Genomic DNA, 17,103 nt, shown 5'->3' with positions numbered 1-17,103 from the left:
CCTCATTTTTCTTTCAGCGTATATGGAAATTCCAGCCGATGAACATGATTGCTCCCGAACGAACGTTGTCATTGCAAGATGCAGAAAGTGTGATAGATCAGCACTTTATCAACGAAGGAATACAGGTAACCCTGAACCGTTACGGTAGCCCGCTGTCCAGCACTGTGGCAACGCTTGAATTCCCCTTTGACAGCCGTGACATGGAGTCTGTCGGCTGCGGAAAAGGGTATGAAGTAGAGGCGCGCATCGGCGCCAAGTATGAAGCATATGAACATAGCATGGGGCCACTTCAACTACGCTCCCATAGCGCCTTGCAGTGTTTTGATTCGGTTGTTTCCCAACCGGCCTTGCAGGGCGTACTGCCGGTGCAGATGCTTCGTCATTCGAAGACTGCACAGATGGCTGTCATCCACTTTGCGGCGCATGAAGCATCAGGCGGCGCTGATCTGCACTACCCGTCATTCCTGATCAATCATCAGTATGCCAATGAAGCCATCGCTGGCGATGATACCGACTATGGCGCTGCGCGCCGATATTCCTGTGGTACGGGTGTGGCAGCAGGCTACGGGTTCGCCGAGGCGGCGATACATGCCGCGAGCGAAGTCATAGAGCGCCACGGTATCGGCCGCTTTATTGCACAGCACTTCTTTTACGAGTGCAAAACACCCATAAGAAAGATCGCTCACGCCTCGATGCCGCAAGCATTGCTGCAAACCTTGCGCGATGCGCAAGATGCCATCGGGGCCTCGATCGAAGTGTTCGACGCCACCAGCCAGATACCCTATCCCGTTTTCATTGCCTATTGCCCAGACAAGACAATCGCCGATGTGCATGTGGTTGGCGGTGGCTGTTCGCTGTACCCGAGCCACGCCGCAGCACGCGCCATCAAGGAGCTGGTGCAGCAATACAAAGTCGCCGAAGGCCTGGAAGAGGTCACCCGGGAATGGACAGGTTCAAGGAACAACCTGGCACGGCACCCACGGCTGCTGCGGTGCCTGCGCCTGGCGTTTGATTCGACGCAGCGCGCCAGGATGACATCTGCCCCCATGCCACGCGACCCGGACAGAATGCCACTGGATCAACATTTGCTGCACCTGAAGCACGAGTGCTTCAAGGCGGATCATCCCATCTGGGTAAAGGAGCTGCATTGCAGCGCGGCCCAAGTGAGCCTGGCCTGTGCCGTCATGCCGAAAATGGAAAGGTTCTCCATCGTCTCGCTGGGTGGAAAAGTGGTGCCTTGCTACAAGTACGAGTAAACGGCACCACCCTCAGGTCGCCAGGGGCAGGTCATCATCAACGGGCTGGATCAGCCCTCTCTTTCGGAATCAGGCCATTCATGAGCCCAACCAAAAACGTGAGCCCGCGTGAACGGCAGCGCCGTGATTATCTGCTGTCTTCGCCACTCGGCGCTGCTACCCGCGCGATCCACCTGGGGCAACATGAGGCGGGCCTGGATCAGTTTCCAGTGCCCGCACTGATCTGCAATTCCGCGGCACTGTTGGACTCCGTTGAAGCGGGGAGGGACATGCTCGGCAATGCAGAGGGGGAAAACTTTGCCTACCAGCGCTACGCCAACCCCACCGTTTCCGTCCTGGAGGCGAAGTTTCGTGCCATCGAACACTGCGCCTACAGTCTGGCAGTCAACAGCGGAATGACCGCCTGCCTGCTGGTCTTTCGTGCGCTGCTGGGCGCAGGTGACCACGTCATCGTGCCCCGCGGCCTGTTCTATGAAGTGATCGAACAGCTTGAGCATGAAACACGTCAGCGTGGCATGACGCTGTCGGTCATTGAAGCGTACGAAACGGCGGCGTTTCAGGCGGCCCTGCGGCCCGACACCAGAATGATCTTTATCGAGGCACCCACCAACCCGGCTTTTCTGGACATCAATATTGCGGAACTGGCGAAACTTTGCATGAAGAACGCCGTTCTTCTGGTTGTCGACAATACCTTTCTAACGCCACTTTGCCAGAAGCCGTTGTCGCTGGGGGCGGCAGTGACCTTGTATTCCACCACCAAGCATATCAATGGGCACGGCGATGTAATGGGCGGGATGGTAAGTACCAATGACCCGGATCTGTTCAAGGCATTGAAGTCTCACAGGGAAAGTGCCGGGCTGATCCTCGACCCGTTTTCGGCCTGGCTTACGGTGCGTGGTTTGAGAACACTTGCGCTCAGATTGAAAAAGCATGCCGACAATGCACTTGCTGTCATTGCCATGTTGAATCAGGAGTTTCCCACGTTGCAATGGCGTGCCGTATGGTTGACCAGGAGCGCACAGGCCAACGGCATTGATCCGTCATTGCATACAGGTCTTATTGCCATTGTGCTGCCTTCGCAGGAAGCGGGCACAATCTTTGTTAGTCAACTGCAATTGATACGAACAGGTACCACCTTCGGGAACATTGAATCCCTGTGTTATCACTACGGTAGTTTTGCCCGAGCAGGCGGCACGGACCTGGAGCGAATGGGCGTACCTCGCGGGTTGGTCCGGATCTCTGTGGGGCTGGAAGACACCGACGATATCAATGCAGACATCAGGCGCGCACTGCGCCTTGCCATGCCCGCCGAAGCCTCGGCAGCAGGCGAAGTGTCGCCGGTGTGAAGCTCGAGAATCTGAGCCGAAAATCAGAATGACCGTCGAAGTCGATTCGCAGGCCCTGCCCGGGCAACTAGCACGAACGTTCCATAAGACTTTGAAAGGTGTAACAAATCTTTTGATTTATTGTGCTGACCTCCCTACAATCGCCGCGCCATCAGTAAGACGGCGAATCGTAATTTAAGGGATTTAGAATGAAAAAGTTTATCAAGGCATCGGTCGCAATCGCTGTTGTTTCGGGTGTTGCCCTGCTGTCCGGTTGCACTGGCCAAGTGTACAACCAGCCAAAGAACTGCTCGTACGATTACCTGTTCCACCCTTCGGTTTCCATCTCCAAGGTTATTGGTGGCTGCGGTCCAATCGACAAACTGCCGCAGCAGCAGTAAGTTTGGCGTGATCAGGCCATTGCGGCCTGATCAAGAAACCCCGACACGCCAAGTGTCGGGGTTTTTTTTGGCTTGCCAATTATCTGGCAAAAAGTTGATATCAAAATGATATTAACTGTTGTGGTCAACCAAGATTTATCCAGCACGGCCAGCGGTACAACGCCTAGGCCTTGAGATGGTCGACGATCTCATCCTTGGTCAGCAGCCGTTTCTTGCGCAGTTCCGTCACCTGATCGTCCGTAGCGCTGCCGCTTTCTGCCTCGACCACTTGGGCGTCGATCGCGTTGTACTTCTCGTGCAACGTACTGAGCCGCGGATCGGTTTTCTTTTTTTCGTCGAAGGCTTCCCTGGTCAGATTCAGGTCTGCAAGCAAATCGTGTTTGACCGGCATCTCTTCACCTCTGCTGATAGGTTGGTGGGCATGAACCTTCAGGATAGACGCGTTTGCCGCCCCCCGCAGATGGGGTAGTCTGTCGAATCATTTCCCCCGACGGACGCCCGAGTCATGCCCCATCTGCACCTGGAATACAGCGCCAACCTGCGCGAGCTTGAAGTCGACAAGGTTCTGCTGCGCCTGAATCACGCGCTGGTCGGCAGTGGTCAGTTCGCCCAGGAACTGGATATCAAGAGTCGCGCGCGCGCCTTCGAACATTTTCGTGTGGGCGTGGCCCCGGTCGAGCGGGCATTTGTCTGTGTGCGGCTGTCGCTGCTCAGCGGCCGCTCCCCGGAGGTCAAGAAGCAGCTCTCGGGCAGCCTGCTCGAGGTGCTCAAGGATGCGGTGGTCGAGGTGAGCGGTCGCGAGCTTCAGTTGAGCGTCGAGCTGGTCGACATGGACCGTGACAGCTACGCCAAGGTGCTGTTGCCCGCCTGACCGCTGTTCGGGAGCAGGGCGACAGGCCCTGCTCCTGAATAAAGGCTGAACAAGAAGTGTTCTGCCCTTCGTTCAATAAAGTGCAATTATTTGTTGGCGTCTTTTTCACGAAAAATTGATGGCACCCTGCCTACAGTCCGCCTTGTTTTTAATTGATGTTGCAATGACATCGTCCCGGACTTTCAAGAAGCGAAGCGCCATGTTCAAGTTAAAACCCCTGCGTGCCGAATGGGTAACGTTGATTGCCAGCCTGTACCTGTTGATCGGTTTCAACGCGGTACTGTGGCAGCATGTTTTCAGTATCGTGCCGGGGGATGCCCCGGGCCTGGTGCTGCGCCTGGCGTTTGCCGTGCTGGTGTTCTGCGCGTTCAACCTGGTGCTGACCCTGGTGGCCTTCCGGCCCGTGCTCAAGCCGGTGCTGGCGGGGTTGTTCCTTGTCAGCGCGGGGGTGGCCTACTTCATGAATCGCTACGGCGTGTTGATCGATGTGGGCATGTTGCGCAATACCATGGAAACCAATGCCACCGAAGTGCGTGATCTGCTCTCGTTCACGTTGGCCGGCTATATCCTGTTACTGGGCGTAGTGCCGAGTATTCTTTTATATAAAACCCCGATTCTTTATCGCACCTTCCCACGCGAGTTGTTAAGCAAGTTGGTGGTCGGTACGGCCAGCGCAACAGTACTGGGCGCGGTGGCATTGCTCAATTACCAGGGGCTTTCCTCGTTGTTTCGCAATCACCATGAACTGCACCTGATGGTCGTGCCCAGCAACTATGTCGGCGCCGCAGTAGCCTATGTCAGCGAGCAGCTAGGCAGCGCGCATGTACCGTTGCGCCGCATTGGCGAAGATGCCGTGCGCCCGCTGGCGGTAACGCCCCAGGCCCGCAAGTCGTTGACCGTGCTGGTGGTGGGCGAGAGTGCCCGCGCACAGAACTTCGGCCTGCTCGGTTACGACCGCGATACCACGCCTCAGCTGAGCAAGGAGGCGGGGCTGGTGGCCTTCAGCGACGTGCATTCGTGCGGCACCGAAACGGCGGTATCGGTACCCTGCATGTTCTCCACCTTCACCCGCAAGCAGTATGACGCCAGCAAGGCCAGGAACCAGGAGGGCCTGCTCGACGTGCTGCAGCGTGCCGGCATCGCGGTGCACTGGCGCGACAACCAGTCCGGCTGCAAGGGCACCTGCGATCGCGTGGCGTTCGAGGATGTCAGCAACCTCAAGGACCCGGCCCTGTGCGCCGACAGCGAATGCCACGACGAAATCCTGTTGAAGGGTCTGGAGGCGATGCTCGACAACCTGCAGCAGGACACCGTGCTGGTACTGCACCAGATGGGTAGCCACGGGCCGGAGTACTTCAAGCGCTACCCCAAGGCCTACGAGCGTTTCACCCCGGTGTGCCGCAGCAATGCCCTGGACAAGTGCGACCGCCAGAGCATCATCAATGGCTACGACAATACCCTGGTGTACACCGACCACGTGCTGGCCACGCTGATCGACGTCCTGCGCAGCCGCCAAGACAAGGTCGACACCGCCATGCTGTACCTGTCCGACCATGGCGAGTCGCTGGGTGAGTACAACCTGTTCCTGCACGGCACGCCCTACATGCTCGCTCCCGAGCAGCAGAAGCACATACCGATGCTGGCGTGGTTTTCCGATGGCTATCGCAAGGACTACGCCGTCGATACCGACTGTCTGCAGCGCTCGCGCAACCAGCCGCTGAGCCAGGACAACCTGTTCCATTCGATGCTCGGCCTGCTGCGGGTGCACACCTCGGTGTACGACCCGCAACTGGACATGTTCGCCAGTTGCCGTCCGGTGGTCGCTACACACTGACCGCGTGCGCAGGCTGGCGAGGGAACGGCGGTCGAGCGGTTTCCCGGCGGTGGCCTGCGCCGTATATACTGCGCGCCATTGTTCGTGGGAGAGCCTTGTGGCCATCGATATTCACTGGATTTGCGACGACCGCAGCCTGGCCGAGCACTGCCGACAGTGGCGGCAGTTGCCTTATGTAGCGCTTGATACCGAATTCATGCGGGTTGACACGTTTTACCCCATCGCCGGTTTGATCCAGGTCGGCGACGGGCAGCGTGCCTTTCTGATCGATCCGTTGCTGATCGGCGACTGGCAGCCGCTGGCCGAGCTGCTCGAAGACAGCGCCGTGACCAAGGTGCTGCATGCCTGCAGCGAAGATCTCGAAGTGCTGATGCGCCTGACCGGCAGCCTGCCGGCGCCGCTGTTCGACACCCAACTGGCCGCCGGCTACCTGAATCTCGGGTTCTCCATGGGCTACTCGCGACTGGTGCAGGAAGTACTCGGCATCGAGCTGCCCAAGGGCGAGACCCGTTCGGACTGGCTGCAGCGCCCGCTGTCGGAAACCCAGGTCAGCTACGCCGCCGAAGATGCCGTGCACCTGGCCGAAGTCTACGAGCGCCTGCGCCCGCAGCTGTCCGAAGACAAGAATGCCTGGGTGCTGGAAGACGGCGCCGAGCTGGTAGCCCAACTGCGCCGCGAAACCGACCCCTACGAGCTGTACCGTGATGCCAAGCTGGCCTGGAAGCTGTCGCGTGCGCAACTGGCGGTACTGCGCGAGCTGTGCGCCTGGCGCGAACGCGAGGCGCGTGCGCGCAACCTGCCGCGCAACCGGGTGCTGCGCGAGCAATCGCTGTGGCCTCTGGCCCGTACCCAGCCCGACAATCTGTCGGCCCTGGCCAAGATCGAAGACATGCACCCGCGCACCATTCGCCAGGATGGCGAGTTCCTGCTCGAGCTGATCAAGAAGGCCGCCAGCGTGCCGCCCAGCGAGTGGCCGCCGGCCCTGCCCGAGCCCTTGCCGATCGAGGCTTCGGCGCTGCTCAAGCAGCTGCGTGCCATCGGCCAGGCCGAAGGCGAGCGCCTGGGCATCGCGCCCGAACTGATGCTGCGAAAGAAAACCCTCGAGGCGCTGCTCAAGAGCGGCTACCCCAACGGGCCCTATCAACTGCCTGATTCGTTGCGCGGCTGGCGCCGCGAGCGGATGGGCCAGGCGCTGCTCGATTGCCTGGCCGGCACCGGAGACCAGCCATGAAACGTATCTGCTCGATCTACAAGAGCCCGCGCAAGAATGAAATGTACCTCTACGTGCTCAAGGCCGATGGCCTGGAGCGCGTGCCCGAGGGGCTGCTGCCGGCCTTTGGCAAGCCGGTGCATGCCTTCGACCTGGTGTTGACCCCCGAACGCCAACTGGCCCGCGAAGACATCACCCAGGTGCTGGCCAATCTGGAGAAGCAGGGCTACCACCTGCAGATGCCGCCACTTGAAGACGAGTACATCGAGCATCTTCCCGAAGAGCTGTTGCGGCGCAACGACCCGGTCTGAGCTTTTTTCTGTCTTGCATGGCGCGGCCCGCGCAGTGAGCGGGCCAGCGCCGTGGTTTATGCCAAGGTTATCCAAAACATGCGCGTTCTGATCGTTGAACAGGATCATGCCCTTTACGCTCGCCTGCTGCGCGAGATGGCACCGGACCTCGAGGTAGTGACCAGCGGCGACTCTGCCGAACTGTCGAAGCTGGCAGCAGAGTGCCCGGTGTGGCTCGGCCAGCCCGATCTGCTGGCCACCCTGCTGCGTCAGGGCCACGGCCCTGCCTGGGTGCAGTCGACCTGGGCCGGCATCACCCCGCTGTTGGTCGACGGCTTGCCGCGTGGCTATCGTCTGACGCGGGCGGTGGGCATCTTTGGCCAGGTGATGGCCGAGTACGTGCTCACCTACATGCTCGGCCATGAGCGCGAGGTGCTCGCGCGCGTGCTCAGCCAGGTGGAACGCAAGTGGGACGGGCGCCTGGGGCGCAGCCTGGAAGGGCGGCGCGTGCTGATCGTGGGCACCGGTGACATCGGCCAGCAGGTTGCCGAGTTCCTGCTGCCCTTCGGTGTCACCTTGTATGGCGTGGCCAGCCAGGCCCGCGTACAGGCGCCGTTTGTCGAGGTGGCCGGCCTGGATGAGCTGGGGCGGTTGGTGGGCGAGGTGGATTATGTGGTCAACCTGCTGCCCGACACGCCTGTCACCCACGACCTGTACAACGCCGCGCTGTTCGCCAGGTTCAACCCCCAGGCGCTGTTCATCAATGCCGGGCGTGGGGTATCGGTGGTCGATGCCGACCTGGTCGAGGCGCTGAAGCTGGGGCACCTGGCGGGCGCGGTGATCGATGTCTGCCGCCAGGAGCCGCTGCCGCAGCGTCATCCGTTCTGGACCGCCTGGGGCCTGCTGCTGACCGGGCACAGCTCGGCGCCGACCTCGCCGACGGCGATGGTGCGTTTGTTCGTGGAGAATCTGCGGGCATACGAGGCGGGGCAGGCGTTGCGTGGCGAGGTGGATTTCGAGCGGGGCTACTGACTGAAACCGCGTCGCAGCCTTCGTTGGCAAGGCCGGCGCCTACAGGAGATCCTTTAGGCGCCGGCCTTGCCGGCGAAAGGGGCGCCGCGAACTTCAGCCCTACAGGCTGAAATCACCCTCGGCCGCCAGCTCGCTCAACGGCTTGCGCGGGCTTGGCACTTCACGGGCCTGCAGGTACTCGGCCAGGCTCGCCTTGTCGCCCAGCTTGCCGATGGCGACCATCGCATGCAGTTCATAGCCGTCCGGAATCTTCAGCTCCTTGCGCGCCAGCGCCTGGTCGAACCCGGCCATGCCGTGGGTATGCCAGCCACTGATGCTGGCCTGCAACGCCAGGTGGCCCCAGGCCGAGCCGGTGTCGAAGGTGTGCCACAGCGCCGGGGTTTCTTCGCTGGCGCCAGGGGCGGTAAAGGTGGTCTTGGAAATCACCAGCACCAGCGCAGAGGCGTGCTGGGCCCAGCTGCGGTTGAATTCGTTGAGCAGGCCCAGGAAGCGCTCCCAGTTCGGCGTGTCACGGCGCGCGAACAGAAAGCGCCACGGCTGCGAGTTGTAGGCCGAGGGGGCCCAGCGCGCCGCTTCGAAGAAGCTCAGCAGGGTGTCTTCGGCAATCGGTTCGGCGGTAAACGCCCGGGGCGACCAGCGCTGGATGAACTGCTCGGCAATGGCATAGTCGGCAACGCGAGGGTTGGCACTCATGGAGGGGTTCCTGACGGGGTGGGGAAACACACAGCCTGTCAAACTACTGCGTGGCGCCAGCCCTGACAAGCGGTCTGGCAAAGCCCGGCCACACGCCCTAGACTGGCGCCGCCACGCGCGCGCACTTGAATTGAAACAGGACAAAACGCACCATGCCTGCCACCCAACCCTTCTGGATCAGCAAGCCCCTCGATCAGCTCGATCGCCAGGAGTGGGAGTCGCTGTGCGATGGGTGCGGCCTGTGCTGCCTGCAAAAGCTCGAGGACGAAGACGACAACAGCGTCTACTACACCAGCATTGCCTGCAAGCTGCTCGACCTCAAGACCTGCCAGTGCAGCGATTACCCCAACCGCTTTGCCTCGGTACCCGACTGCATCCAGCTCACCCCGGGCAAGGCCGACCAGTTCAAGTGGCTGCCGCCCACCTGTGGCTATCGGTTGGTCAGCGAGGGCAAGGACCTGCCCAGCTGGCATCACCTGGTCAGTGGCGATCGCGAGCAGGTGCACAAGCAACGCATTTCGTGGTCTGGCCGCATGCTCAGTGAAGACAGCGTGGCCGAAGACGATTGGGAAGACTATCTGATTTTCCGCGCCGGCTGAGGCTGCGGCGCAAGGGGATGTGAATGGAGATACGTCGCTGTTTGCTGGGGGCTGCGCTGTTGCTGGCGAGCCATGGCGCTTGGGCGAAGAAGGTCGATCTGGATTACCACGTGCGCCTGCTGCCCCAGAGCGGGCAGGCCGAGGTGCGCCTGACCCTGGCCGACGGCGCAGCGGTGCGCAGCCTGGATTTCGACTTGGGCAAGGAAGCCGTCTACAGCGATTTCAAGGCCGATGGCGCCTGGCAGTTGCAGGCCGGAGCACGCCGTGGCCTGTGGCAGCCGGGGGCAGGAGTGTCCAGCCTGAGCTACCGGGTACAGCTTAACCATGCCCTGAAGAACGCCGGCTACGACAGCCGCATCACTGCGCAATGGGCCTTGTTCCGGGGCGATGACCTGGTGCCTGCCGCGCGCCTCGACCAGCAGGACGGCACCGAGCTGGTCGCGCGCCTGGTGTTCGAGTTGCCGGGCGACTGGAAGAGTGTCGAAACGCCCTGGCCGCGGATTGGCAAGCAGCGTTTCCGCATCGACAACCCTTCGCGGTTGTTCGACCGACCTACCGGCTGGATGCTCGCCGGCAACCTGGGCAGCCGGCGCACCCGTCTGGGCGAGACCGAAGTCACCGTCGCCGGGCCCCAGGGCCAGGGCCTGCGGCGCATGGACACCCTGACCCTGCTGACCTTCGTGTGGCCACAGCTGCAGAGCGTGTTCCCGCGCAACCCGCCCAAGCTGCTGCTGGTGGGCGCCCGCGACCAGTTGTGGCGCGGCACCCGGGCCGGCTACCACTCGATCTACCTCAACAGCAATCGCCCGTTGGTCAACGAGAACGGCAGCAGCCCGTTGTTGCGCGAACTGGTGCGGGTGTTCGCCCAGGTCAACGACCAGGAGCGCAGTGACTGGATTGGCGAGGGGCTGGCCGAATACTACGGCATCGAACTGCTGCGCCGTGCCGGCGGCATCACCGAGGACCGCTACCAGGCGGTGCAGGCCCGGCTGGCCAGGCAGGGTGAAAAGGTCACCACGCTGCGCGGCAAGCAGATCACCGATGCGGGGGTGGCCCGTGCGGTGTTGCTGCTGCAGGCGCTGGACCGCGAGATCCGCCTGCACACGCATAACCAGCGTTCGCTGGACGACGTGACCCAGGGCCTGATGCGCCTCAACAGCGTCAGCACCGCGGAGTTCATCCAGCTCAGTGAAAACGTGCTGGGGCGTGGCTCCGAGGTGCTGGACACCAAGCTGTTGCGTTAGGCCTTGGGGCTTTTGAGCGAGTCGTTGCCGGTGACCGTGGCGCTGTGGGTGGCCGCTTGCGCATTGGCCTTCAGCACGCTGAGCTCTTCACCGGTGCGTTCGATCTTGCTGCGGATCTGATCCAGGTCGCGGCGCCCGCGCTCGATCAGGCTCTTGGCCGAACTGTGTCCGGTGATGCCCCGGGCCAGCGCCACGCCGCCGATGGCGATCTGGATCAGGCCGAAGAAACCGCCGCGACGCAGCCCCTTGCCGACCATCACCACACCCGTGGCCAGGGAGCCAGCGCGCTCCCAGCCTTGCACGTTGTGTTCGGTCTTGCTCTGAAACGGTGTGGCCAGGGTCAGGGTCTTGTTCTGGGACATGGTCGTACTCCTGTGGGGGCATGGATAGTCAGCAGACCGCCAGGGCTGCCAGGACGTTCCCCCGGATTACTTGAATTTGGGCCCGGAGCGGGTGTTCAGGCCCTTGGCCATGCGGTCGTAGAGCACCACGTTGACGGTGGCAGCGAGGTTCATGCAGCCATTGGTCGGGATGTAGATGGTCTCTTCGCACCAGGCGCGCACGTCGGCATCCAGCGAGCCGTCTTCAGGGCCGAAGATGTAGATCGCGCGGTCGGGGTGGGTGTATTCGGGCAGCGGGCGGGCACCCTCGACCAGTTCGACGGCAACCGGTGTGCAGCCCAGCGGGATGATCTTCTGCAGGTCGTCGATGCCGATCAGCGGGATGTCATAGTGCACCCGCTTGGTGTCGGTGACGAAGTCGCGGGCGCGCTCGTAGCGCTTGCCGGTGTAGAACACCGAGTTCACGCCATAGCAACCCGCCGCACGCATCACCGAACCGACGTTCTCCGCTGATTTGGGGTTGAACAGACCAATGCAGCTGTACCGTTTGTTCGCCACGTGCCGGGGCCCTTGAGAAAAAAGACGCGATTATACGGGCTTGCCGGCACGGGTGGGGCGCAGGGTCAGTCTTTCTTGAGCAGACCAGCCAGCCCGGCGAACGGGTTATGGGTGGCTTTGGCGATGCTTGGGCTGGCGGTGGAGCCTTCGCTGAAGTACTGCTGGTCGGTGTAGCGCGAGTGCTCGTTGTCGTGGCAGTACAGGCACAGCAGTTCCCAGTTCGAACCGTCCTGGGGGTTGTTGTCGTGGTTGTGGTCGCGGTGGTGCACGGTCAGTTCGCTCAGGCGCTTGCCGGTGAATTCGCGGGCGCAGCGGCCGCACACGTGGGGGTACATGCGCAGGGCCTTGTCGCGGTAGCCCATTTCCTTGTCGCGCTTGGCATCGGCGAGGATGCGGTCCAGCCGCGCGGTGGCGGCGGCGGAAGAGGTTGCCGAACTCATGGTTGTACCTTTCTCGGGCTTGTTACGGTTATGCCGTGAAGTTTAGCGCCATGACGGGCATTTCGGACAGGCAAACCGCAGCGCTTGCGCGTAGCCTGTAGGTAGCACTCTCCAGGAGCCCGCCCCATGCGCCATGCGAGCATTGCCCTGCTGTTGATTGCCTGGCTCGGCCAGGCCCAGGCTGCGGACCTGCAGCCACGCACCCTCGCACCGGTACCGGGTGCACCGGGTACGCCCACGCCCACCCCTTACCCGCAGGTGGCCCCGTCGACCATCCCTCGTGCAGGGCAGGGCTCGTCGGGTGCGCCGCTGTTGCCGCCGATTCCCTTGCCCAGCCCGCCGAAGGACCAGCCGCTGCCAGGGCTTGCGCCGGATGCCGGCAAGGACAAACCGCGCGAGGGCTAGACCTGCTGCGAGAGACGCTGGCCGTCGAGCATGCGCAGGCGACGCGACAGTGCCACGGCCAGGGCGCGGATGATCTTGGCGGCCACCTTGGGCGTTTCGTTGAGCATTTTTTCCAGTGAGTCCTTGCCCAGGTTGAGCAGTTGACAGTCGCTGGCGGCCACGCAGCTGGCCGATCGGCGTTCGCCGTCCAGCACGGCCATCTCGCCAAAGGCGCGGCCCTTGCGCAGGGTGGCGATCTCCACCTGATGCTCGTCGGGGTCGGTCTTGCGTACCGATACCTGGCCCGAGTGGATGATGCACATGAAGGTGCCGGCATCGCCTTCGTGGAAGATTTCCTCGCCCTGGGCGATGGTGCTGATGCTGAAGTAGCCGGCAGCGGTCTGAAAGTCAGGCGGCAGCAGTTGGTCGAACAGGCCGCAGTCCATGAGCATGTCGCGAATTTCGTTGTTCAGGGAGGTCGGGTCGGGCATCGCGGTTGGTCTTTTTCTTGGAGGTTTGTGGTGTCTGGTTTTCGCCGTCAAGGCCGGCTCCTGCAATGGCCAGTGCATAGCTTGCAGGAGCCGGCCTTGCCGGCGAATTGCTGATTCAGACAACAGAAATCCTGAATTACACCAGGCCCAGCACTTTAAATACGAACGCGTACTCCAGTGCCACGTCCTTGAGCCCCTGGTAGCGCCCGCTCATGCCGCCATGCCCGGCGCCCAGCTCGGTCTTGAGCAGCAGCAGGTTGTCATCGGTCTTGTGCACGCGCAGCTTGGCCACCCACTTGGCCGCCTCCCAGTACTGCACGCGGCTGTCATTGTAACCAGCCACCACCAGCAGGGCAGGGTAGGCCTGGGCCTTCACGTTCTCGTAGGGCGCATACGCCTTGATGCGCGCATACACCTCGGGCTCCTGCGGGTTGCCCCACTCGTCATACTCGGTGACGGTCAGCGGCAGATCGGGGTCGAGCATGGTGTTGAGCACGTCGACGAACGGCACCTCGGCAATCGCCGCCTTGAACAGCTCGGGACGCTGGTTGAGCACCGCGCCGATCAGCAGCCCGCCGGCACTGCCGCCACTGATCGCCAGGTGCTCGGCATCGGTCACGCCGGTGGCGATCAGGTGTTCGGCGCAGGCGATGAAGTCGCTGAAGGTGTTGGGCTTGTGCTCCTGCTTGCCGGCCCGGTACCAGGCCTCGCCCAGTTCGCCGCCGCCGCGCACGTGGGCAATGGCGAAGGCCACGCCGCGCTCCAGCAGGCTCAGGCGCGCATGGGAAAACCACGGGTCCAGGCTTTCGCCGTAGGCACCGTAGCCGTACAGGTACAGCGGCACCGGCTTGCCGAGGTCCTCACGGCGTTGAACCAGGCTGATCGGTACCTGCGTGCCGTCGCCGGCGGTGGCCCACAGGCGCTGGCTGACGTAGGCGTCAGGGTCGAACGGGCCGAGCACCGGGGTCTGCTTTAGCACCTGCTGCTGACCATCGGCAAGCGTCAGCTGGCGTACCTGCGCAGGGCGGTTCAGCGCTTCGTAGCGCAGACGGATGCGTGGGCTGTCGAACTCCAGGCTGTCCTGCACGTACAGGCTGTAGGCTGCATCCGGCAGCTCGACGCGGTAGGTGGGCAGGCCGTGGGGGCGCACCTCGATGATCGGCAGGCCGCCCTCGCGCAGGCTCAGGGTCAGGGCGCTGGCGTTCAGGGTCAGCCCCTCGAGCATCACGGTGTCGCGGTGCGGCACCAGTACCTGCCACTGCTCGTGGGTTGGCAGGGTGTCGGCCGGGCCGTGGAACAGGGCGAAATTGATGCCTTGCTGGTTGCTGCGGATGAACCAGTGCCAGTGGCCGTTCAACTGGCCATGGTCAGGGTAGTACTCATGGCCTTCGACCCGTGGTGCCAGGCAGGTGAACGCCTGTTCCGGGGTGTGCGCATCCAGTACCCAGGCCTCGCTGGTGGTCTTGCTGTTGAGCAGCAGGATCAGCTGGCGCTCGGAGCTGGCGCGGTAGCAGTGCAGGAAGAAGCGACCGTCGGCCTCCTCGAACACCTGCACCGCCCCCTGGGTGCCCAGGCGATGACGCATCAGCCGGTGCGGGCGGTGGGTGTCGTCCAGTTCGGCGAAGAACAGCGTCTGGCTGTCGTTGGCCCAGGTCATGCTGCCGTCGCAGTCTTCGAACGGCAGCTGCTCGACCGCGCCGCTGGCCAGGTCCTTGACGTACAGGGTGTAGACCTCGTCGCCGCTGGTATCCAGGCTGTAGGCCAGGCGCTGGTGGTCGGGGCTGATGTTGAAGGCGCCCAGGCTGAGGAAGCCACCGGCGGCCAGCAGGTTGGGGTCCAGCAGCAGCTCTTCGCGGCTTTCATCGACCGTCGGCGAATCGTCTGCCGGGCGTGGGCAGCGGTAATGACGCGGGTACTCGTCGCCGGCGGTGGTGCGGGTGTAGTAAAGGTAGGGGCCCCAGGGCGAGGCCAGCGACAGGTCGGTTTCGAGAATGCGGCCACGGATCTCTTCGAACAGCTGCTCGCGCAACCCGGCCTGGTCGGCCAGTTGCGCCTCCTGATAGGCGTTTTCCGCGTTCAGGTAGGCCAGCACCTCGGGGGTGTCCCGGGCCTGCAACCAGGCATAGGGATCGGTGCCGGCATCCTGGCGGGCGATCGGGGCTTGGGGGGCGTTGGCAGCTGCGGACATGCGGGGTTCTCTTTGCTGGGGCGCGCCTGCGCGCTGAAAAGTCGTTATCATAAGCATCTATTTGCCTAGCTTGCCACGGACGCCATGACCGAGAACGATTATCTGCTCGCCTGGGGACTCTATGCCCTGGCCGCCCTGGGTTGCCTGCTGGTGGGCTTTCGCCTGACCGCGTGGATGTGGCGCTGGTTGCGCGAGCCGCTGCGGGTGATCATGGCAGTGCTGCTGCTGACCCCGACCATCATCGACCCGGTGAAGGAGAAGTTCGCCCCGGCCATTGCCATCACTGCCCTGGACCTGGCCTTCAAGGTCGGCAACAACGTGCTGCGCGCCGCGTCCGACCTGGCCATGTACGGCATGATCGCGTTCATCCTGTATGCCGTGTTCGTGCTGCTGCGCTGGCCGCTGGAGCGCCGTGCCAAGGCCCGCCGCGCCGCTGCCGAAGCCGCCGCCAGGCGCGATGCCGACGAGCCGCTGGACGACCAGCCGTTCGCCGCCGACAGCCGTGACCGCTACCGCAGCGAACCCCCTGAAGCACCCGCCGGCGGCAGCCGCGAGCGCCTCGAACCGCGTTTGTAAGATCCGCCCTGGAGCGACCCCTGCATGTGTGAATTACTGGGCATGAGCGCCAATGTCCCTACCGATATCGTGTTCAGCTTCACCGGGCTGATGCAGCGTGGCGGACGTACCGGGCCGCACCGTGACGGCTGGGGCATCGGCTTCTATGAAGGCCGTGGCCTGCGCCTGTTCCAGGACCCGGCGGCCAGCTGCGAGTCGGAAGTCGCCAACCTGGTGCAGCGTTATCCGATCAAGAGCGAGGTGGTCATCGGCCACATTCGCCAGGCCAACGTGGGCAAGGTATGCCTGTCCAACACCCACCCGTTCGTGCGCGAACTGTGGGGGCGCAACTGGTGCTTCGCACACAACGGCCAGCTGGGCGACTTCCAGGGGCAACGCACCTTCTACCGCCCGGTGGGCGATACCGACAGCGAGGCCGCCTTCTGCGACCTGCTCAACCGCATCCGCGAGGCATTCCCCGAGCCGGTCGAGGTCGAGGAGCTGATCCCGGTGCTGGTGCAGGCCTGCGCCGAGTTCCGTGGCAAGGGCGTGTTCAACTGCCTGCTCAGCGATGGCGACTGGCTGTTCTGCTTCTGTTCGACCAAGCTGGTACACATCACCCGGCGCGCACCGTTCGGCCCGGCGCGGCTCAAGGACGTGGACATGATCGTCGACTTCCAGGCCGAGACCACGCCCAACGACGTGGTCACCGTCATTGCCACCGAGGCCTTGACCGAGGACGAGATCTGGCACCGCTACGAGCCTGGCCAGTGGGGCCTGTGGCGGCGCGGTGAATGCATTGCCCAGGGTCAGGCCAGCTAAGGATCAGCCTTCATGTTCAGAAGTTACCTGCGTTTGCTGTTGTTTACCTTCGGCCTGCTGGTCGGTGTGCAGATCCCCGGGCTGATCAACGATTACACCCAGCGGGTCGAGGCGCACCTGCTCGAATCGCGCGAGGGCCTCAAGGGCTTCAACCAGACCGCGCAGCGCTTTTTCAATGGCGACCTGCAGGCGCTGGTACGTCACTACCGTGCCAGCGACGACCCGGTGTTCAACAGCGATGCCGACAGCATCGACAGCCTGGTGGCGCGCAATCGCCTGCTCGAAGAAGAGTGGCAGACCCTGCAGCGCCCGTGGCTGGTACGCACCTGGCACGTACTGGTGGCGGCCGACCCGGCCTTGCGCGAGGAAACCCTCAAGGGCTACAGCTACCAGATCCTGCTGGCGCCCGAGGCGATGGCCTGGGGCCTGGCCAGCGCCATGCTGCTGGCACTGGTGATCGAGAGCCTGCTGATGCTGATCGGCTGGGCGATCCTCGGCGGTCGGCGCAAGCCGGTGGAGCCGAGCTGGCGCTAGACGGCCTCCGGGCCGCCCCCCCACCCGACACAGGA

Annotated in this window: 21 protein-coding genes; 14 read left to right on the top strand and 7 right to left on the bottom strand. The window is 63.0% G+C overall.

Features of this window, described 5'->3' with window-relative positions:
- Window positions 1-38 precede the first annotated feature (38 nt).
- The 3 genes from QMX96_RS00435 to QMX96_RS00425 all read left to right on the top strand — a co-directional run bounded on the left by QMX96_RS00435 (window position 39) and on the right by QMX96_RS00425 (window position 2,982).
- Window positions 39-1,256, top strand: a complete 1,218-nt coding sequence (locus QMX96_RS00435; RefSeq protein WP_282360428.1) for a YcaO-like family protein — start codon at window positions 39-41, stop codon at window positions 1,254-1,256.
- A gap of 80 nt (window positions 1,257-1,336) precedes the next feature.
- Window positions 1,337-2,602 (top strand): aminotransferase class I/II-fold pyridoxal phosphate-dependent enzyme, encoded by a 1,266-nt coding sequence (locus QMX96_RS00430; protein WP_282360426.1) that lies wholly within the window; start codon window positions 1,337-1,339, stop codon window positions 2,600-2,602.
- Window positions 2,603-2,790: 188 nt separating this feature from the next.
- Entirely contained in the window at window positions 2,791-2,982 is a 192-nt protein-coding gene (locus tag QMX96_RS00425; protein ID WP_043864211.1) for a YhfL family protein, read from the top strand.
- A gap of 163 nt (window positions 2,983-3,145) precedes the next feature.
- Here QMX96_RS00425 and QMX96_RS00420 read toward each other — a convergent pair whose 3' ends face one another.
- Entirely contained in the window at window positions 3,146-3,373 is a 228-nt protein-coding gene (locus QMX96_RS00420; protein ID WP_043864210.1) for a YdcH family protein, read from the bottom strand.
- Window positions 3,374-3,487: 114 nt separating this feature from the next.
- Between QMX96_RS00420 and QMX96_RS00415 the strand changes: the two genes are divergently transcribed.
- The 5 genes from QMX96_RS00415 to QMX96_RS00395 all read left to right on the top strand — a co-directional run bounded on the left by QMX96_RS00415 (window position 3,488) and on the right by QMX96_RS00395 (window position 8,219).
- Window positions 3,488-3,853 (top strand): 5-carboxymethyl-2-hydroxymuconate Delta-isomerase, encoded by a 366-nt coding sequence (locus tag QMX96_RS00415; RefSeq protein WP_058541519.1) that lies wholly within the window; start codon window positions 3,488-3,490, stop codon window positions 3,851-3,853.
- A gap of 199 nt (window positions 3,854-4,052) precedes the next feature.
- Window positions 4,053-5,687, top strand: coding sequence for a phosphoethanolamine--lipid A transferase (locus QMX96_RS00410; RefSeq protein WP_123752993.1), 1,635 nt, complete (start codon window positions 4,053-4,055; stop codon window positions 5,685-5,687).
- Between the two features lie 97 nt (window positions 5,688-5,784).
- Window positions 5,785-6,918 (top strand): ribonuclease D, encoded by a 1,134-nt coding sequence (rnd, locus tag QMX96_RS00405; protein ID WP_043864207.1) that lies wholly within the window; start codon window positions 5,785-5,787, stop codon window positions 6,916-6,918.
- A complete protein-coding gene (locus QMX96_RS00400; protein ID WP_043864206.1) occupies window positions 6,915-7,208 on the top strand; it encodes a YcgL domain-containing protein in 294 nt (97 codons plus the stop codon). The genes rnd and QMX96_RS00400 overlap by 4 nt, the downstream gene beginning before the upstream one ends.
- A gap of 78 nt (window positions 7,209-7,286) precedes the next feature.
- Complete coding sequence (locus QMX96_RS00395; protein ID WP_274096455.1) at window positions 7,287-8,219, top strand: D-2-hydroxyacid dehydrogenase; 933 nt, start codon at window positions 7,287-7,289, stop codon at window positions 8,217-8,219.
- A gap of 99 nt (window positions 8,220-8,318) precedes the next feature.
- On the opposite strand, the gene QMX96_RS00390 is transcribed toward QMX96_RS00395, so the two are convergent.
- Window positions 8,319-8,912, bottom strand: coding sequence for a nitroreductase family protein (locus QMX96_RS00390; protein ID WP_043864204.1), 594 nt, complete (start codon window positions 8,910-8,912; stop codon window positions 8,319-8,321).
- A gap of 152 nt (window positions 8,913-9,064) precedes the next feature.
- Between QMX96_RS00390 and QMX96_RS00385 the strand changes: the two genes are divergently transcribed.
- A complete protein-coding gene (locus QMX96_RS00385; RefSeq protein ID WP_043864203.1) occupies window positions 9,065-9,511 on the top strand; it encodes a YcgN family cysteine cluster protein in 447 nt (148 codons plus the stop codon).
- Between the two features lie 23 nt (window positions 9,512-9,534).
- Window positions 9,535-10,755 carry a hypothetical protein gene (locus tag QMX96_RS00380; RefSeq protein WP_282360412.1) on the top strand — a complete coding sequence of 407 codons (1,221 nt, stop codon included), beginning with the start codon at window positions 9,535-9,537 and terminating at the stop codon, window positions 10,753-10,755.
- Here QMX96_RS00380 and QMX96_RS00375 read toward each other — a convergent pair.
- The 3 genes from QMX96_RS00375 to QMX96_RS00365 form a co-directional block, all read right to left on the bottom strand.
- Window positions 10,752-11,117, bottom strand: coding sequence for a DUF2892 domain-containing protein (locus tag QMX96_RS00375; protein WP_043864201.1), 366 nt, complete (start codon window positions 11,115-11,117; stop codon window positions 10,752-10,754). The two genes, QMX96_RS00380 and QMX96_RS00375, sit on opposite strands and share 4 nt — an antisense overlap.
- Before the next feature lie 66 nt (window positions 11,118-11,183).
- Window positions 11,184-11,654 (bottom strand): RNA methyltransferase, encoded by a 471-nt coding sequence (locus QMX96_RS00370; protein ID WP_043864200.1) that lies wholly within the window; start codon window positions 11,652-11,654, stop codon window positions 11,184-11,186.
- Between the two features lie 65 nt (window positions 11,655-11,719).
- On the bottom strand, window positions 11,720-12,094 hold the full coding sequence (locus QMX96_RS00365; RefSeq protein ID WP_282360410.1) for a YajD family HNH nuclease: 375 nt from the start codon (window positions 12,092-12,094) through the stop codon (window positions 11,720-11,722).
- Window positions 12,095-12,220: 126 nt separating this feature from the next.
- Between QMX96_RS00365 and QMX96_RS00360 the strand changes: the two genes are divergently transcribed.
- On the top strand, window positions 12,221-12,499 hold the full coding sequence (locus QMX96_RS00360; RefSeq protein ID WP_043864198.1) for a hypothetical protein: 279 nt from the start codon (window positions 12,221-12,223) through the stop codon (window positions 12,497-12,499).
- On the opposite strand, the gene QMX96_RS00355 is transcribed toward QMX96_RS00360, so the two are convergent.
- Window positions 12,496-12,969 carry a cyclic nucleotide-binding domain-containing protein gene (locus QMX96_RS00355; RefSeq protein WP_088514493.1) on the bottom strand — a complete coding sequence of 158 codons (474 nt, stop codon included), beginning with the start codon at window positions 12,967-12,969 and terminating at the stop codon, window positions 12,496-12,498. The two genes, QMX96_RS00360 and QMX96_RS00355, sit on opposite strands and share 4 nt — an antisense overlap.
- A 136-nt stretch (window positions 12,970-13,105) precedes the next feature.
- Entirely contained in the window at window positions 13,106-15,157 is a 2,052-nt protein-coding gene (locus tag QMX96_RS00350; RefSeq protein WP_282360407.1) for a S9 family peptidase, read from the bottom strand.
- Window positions 15,158-15,241: 84 nt separating this feature from the next.
- On the opposite strand from QMX96_RS00350, the gene QMX96_RS00345 reads away from it, so the two are divergent.
- The 3 genes from QMX96_RS00345 to QMX96_RS00335 are packed head-to-tail and all read left to right on the top strand — an operon-like array spanning window position 15,242 to window position 17,068.
- Window positions 15,242-15,733, top strand: coding sequence for an MFS transporter (locus QMX96_RS00345; RefSeq protein WP_100634621.1), 492 nt, complete (start codon window positions 15,242-15,244; stop codon window positions 15,731-15,733).
- Window positions 15,734-15,757: 24 nt separating this feature from the next.
- Window positions 15,758-16,534, top strand: a complete 777-nt coding sequence (locus QMX96_RS00340) for a class II glutamine amidotransferase (protein ID WP_043864194.1) — start codon at window positions 15,758-15,760, stop codon at window positions 16,532-16,534.
- A 12-nt stretch (window positions 16,535-16,546) separates the two neighbouring features.
- Window positions 16,547-17,068 carry a DUF2937 family protein gene (locus QMX96_RS00335; protein WP_054914961.1) on the top strand — a complete coding sequence of 174 codons (522 nt, stop codon included), beginning with the start codon at window positions 16,547-16,549 and terminating at the stop codon, window positions 17,066-17,068.
- Window positions 17,069-17,103 lie beyond the last annotated feature (35 nt).

It is taken from the genome of Pseudomonas sp. PS01300, from assembly GCF_029960155.1.
In the GTDB taxonomy this organism is placed as follows: domain Bacteria; phylum Pseudomonadota; class Gammaproteobacteria; order Pseudomonadales; family Pseudomonadaceae; genus Aquipseudomonas; species Aquipseudomonas palmensis.
Note: the sequence above shows the minus strand (reverse complement) of the source record. Positions and strands in the feature narration are given on the sequence as shown.

Bases quoted from the DNA above. Each gene is read 5' to 3' on its own strand.
- QMX96_RS00360 (WP_043864198.1), top strand. From the start codon at position 12,221: ATGCGCCATGCGAGCATTGCCCTGCTGTTGATTGCCTGGCTCGGCCAG.
- QMX96_RS00385 (WP_043864203.1), top strand. From the start codon at position 9,065: ATGCCTGCCACCCAACCCTTCTGGATCAGCAAGCCCCTCGATCAGCTC.
- QMX96_RS00420 (WP_043864210.1), bottom strand. From the start codon at position 3,373: ATGCCGGTCAAACACGATTTGCTTGCAGACCTGAATCTGACCAGGGAA.
- QMX96_RS00400 (WP_043864206.1), top strand. From the start codon at position 6,915: ATGAAACGTATCTGCTCGATCTACAAGAGCCCGCGCAAGAATGAAATG.
- QMX96_RS00365 (WP_282360410.1), bottom strand. From the start codon at position 12,094: ATGAGTTCGGCAACCTCTTCCGCCGCCGCCACCGCGCGGCTGGACCGC.
- QMX96_RS00410 (WP_123752993.1), top strand. From the start codon at position 4,053: ATGTTCAAGTTAAAACCCCTGCGTGCCGAATGGGTAACGTTGATTGCC.
- QMX96_RS00425 (WP_043864211.1), top strand. From the start codon at position 2,791: ATGAAAAAGTTTATCAAGGCATCGGTCGCAATCGCTGTTGTTTCGGGT.
- QMX96_RS00355 (WP_088514493.1), bottom strand. From the start codon at position 12,969: ATGCCCGACCCGACCTCCCTGAACAACGAAATTCGCGACATGCTCATG.
- QMX96_RS00395 (WP_274096455.1), top strand. From the start codon at position 7,287: ATGCGCGTTCTGATCGTTGAACAGGATCATGCCCTTTACGCTCGCCTG.
- QMX96_RS00335 (WP_054914961.1), top strand. From the start codon at position 16,547: ATGTTCAGAAGTTACCTGCGTTTGCTGTTGTTTACCTTCGGCCTGCTG.
- QMX96_RS00435 (WP_282360428.1), top strand. From the start codon at position 39: ATGAACATGATTGCTCCCGAACGAACGTTGTCATTGCAAGATGCAGAA.
- QMX96_RS00415 (WP_058541519.1), top strand. From the start codon at position 3,488: ATGCCCCATCTGCACCTGGAATACAGCGCCAACCTGCGCGAGCTTGAA.
- QMX96_RS00350 (WP_282360407.1), bottom strand. From the start codon at position 15,157: ATGTCCGCAGCTGCCAACGCCCCCCAAGCCCCGATCGCCCGCCAGGAT.
- QMX96_RS00390 (WP_043864204.1), bottom strand. From the start codon at position 8,912: ATGAGTGCCAACCCTCGCGTTGCCGACTATGCCATTGCCGAGCAGTTC.
- QMX96_RS00430 (WP_282360426.1), top strand. From the start codon at position 1,337: ATGAGCCCAACCAAAAACGTGAGCCCGCGTGAACGGCAGCGCCGTGAT.
- QMX96_RS00340 (WP_043864194.1), top strand. From the start codon at position 15,758: ATGTGTGAATTACTGGGCATGAGCGCCAATGTCCCTACCGATATCGTG.
- QMX96_RS00345 (WP_100634621.1), top strand. From the start codon at position 15,242: ATGACCGAGAACGATTATCTGCTCGCCTGGGGACTCTATGCCCTGGCC.
- QMX96_RS00375 (WP_043864201.1), bottom strand. From the start codon at position 11,117: ATGTCCCAGAACAAGACCCTGACCCTGGCCACACCGTTTCAGAGCAAG.
- QMX96_RS00380 (WP_282360412.1), top strand. From the start codon at position 9,535: ATGGAGATACGTCGCTGTTTGCTGGGGGCTGCGCTGTTGCTGGCGAGC.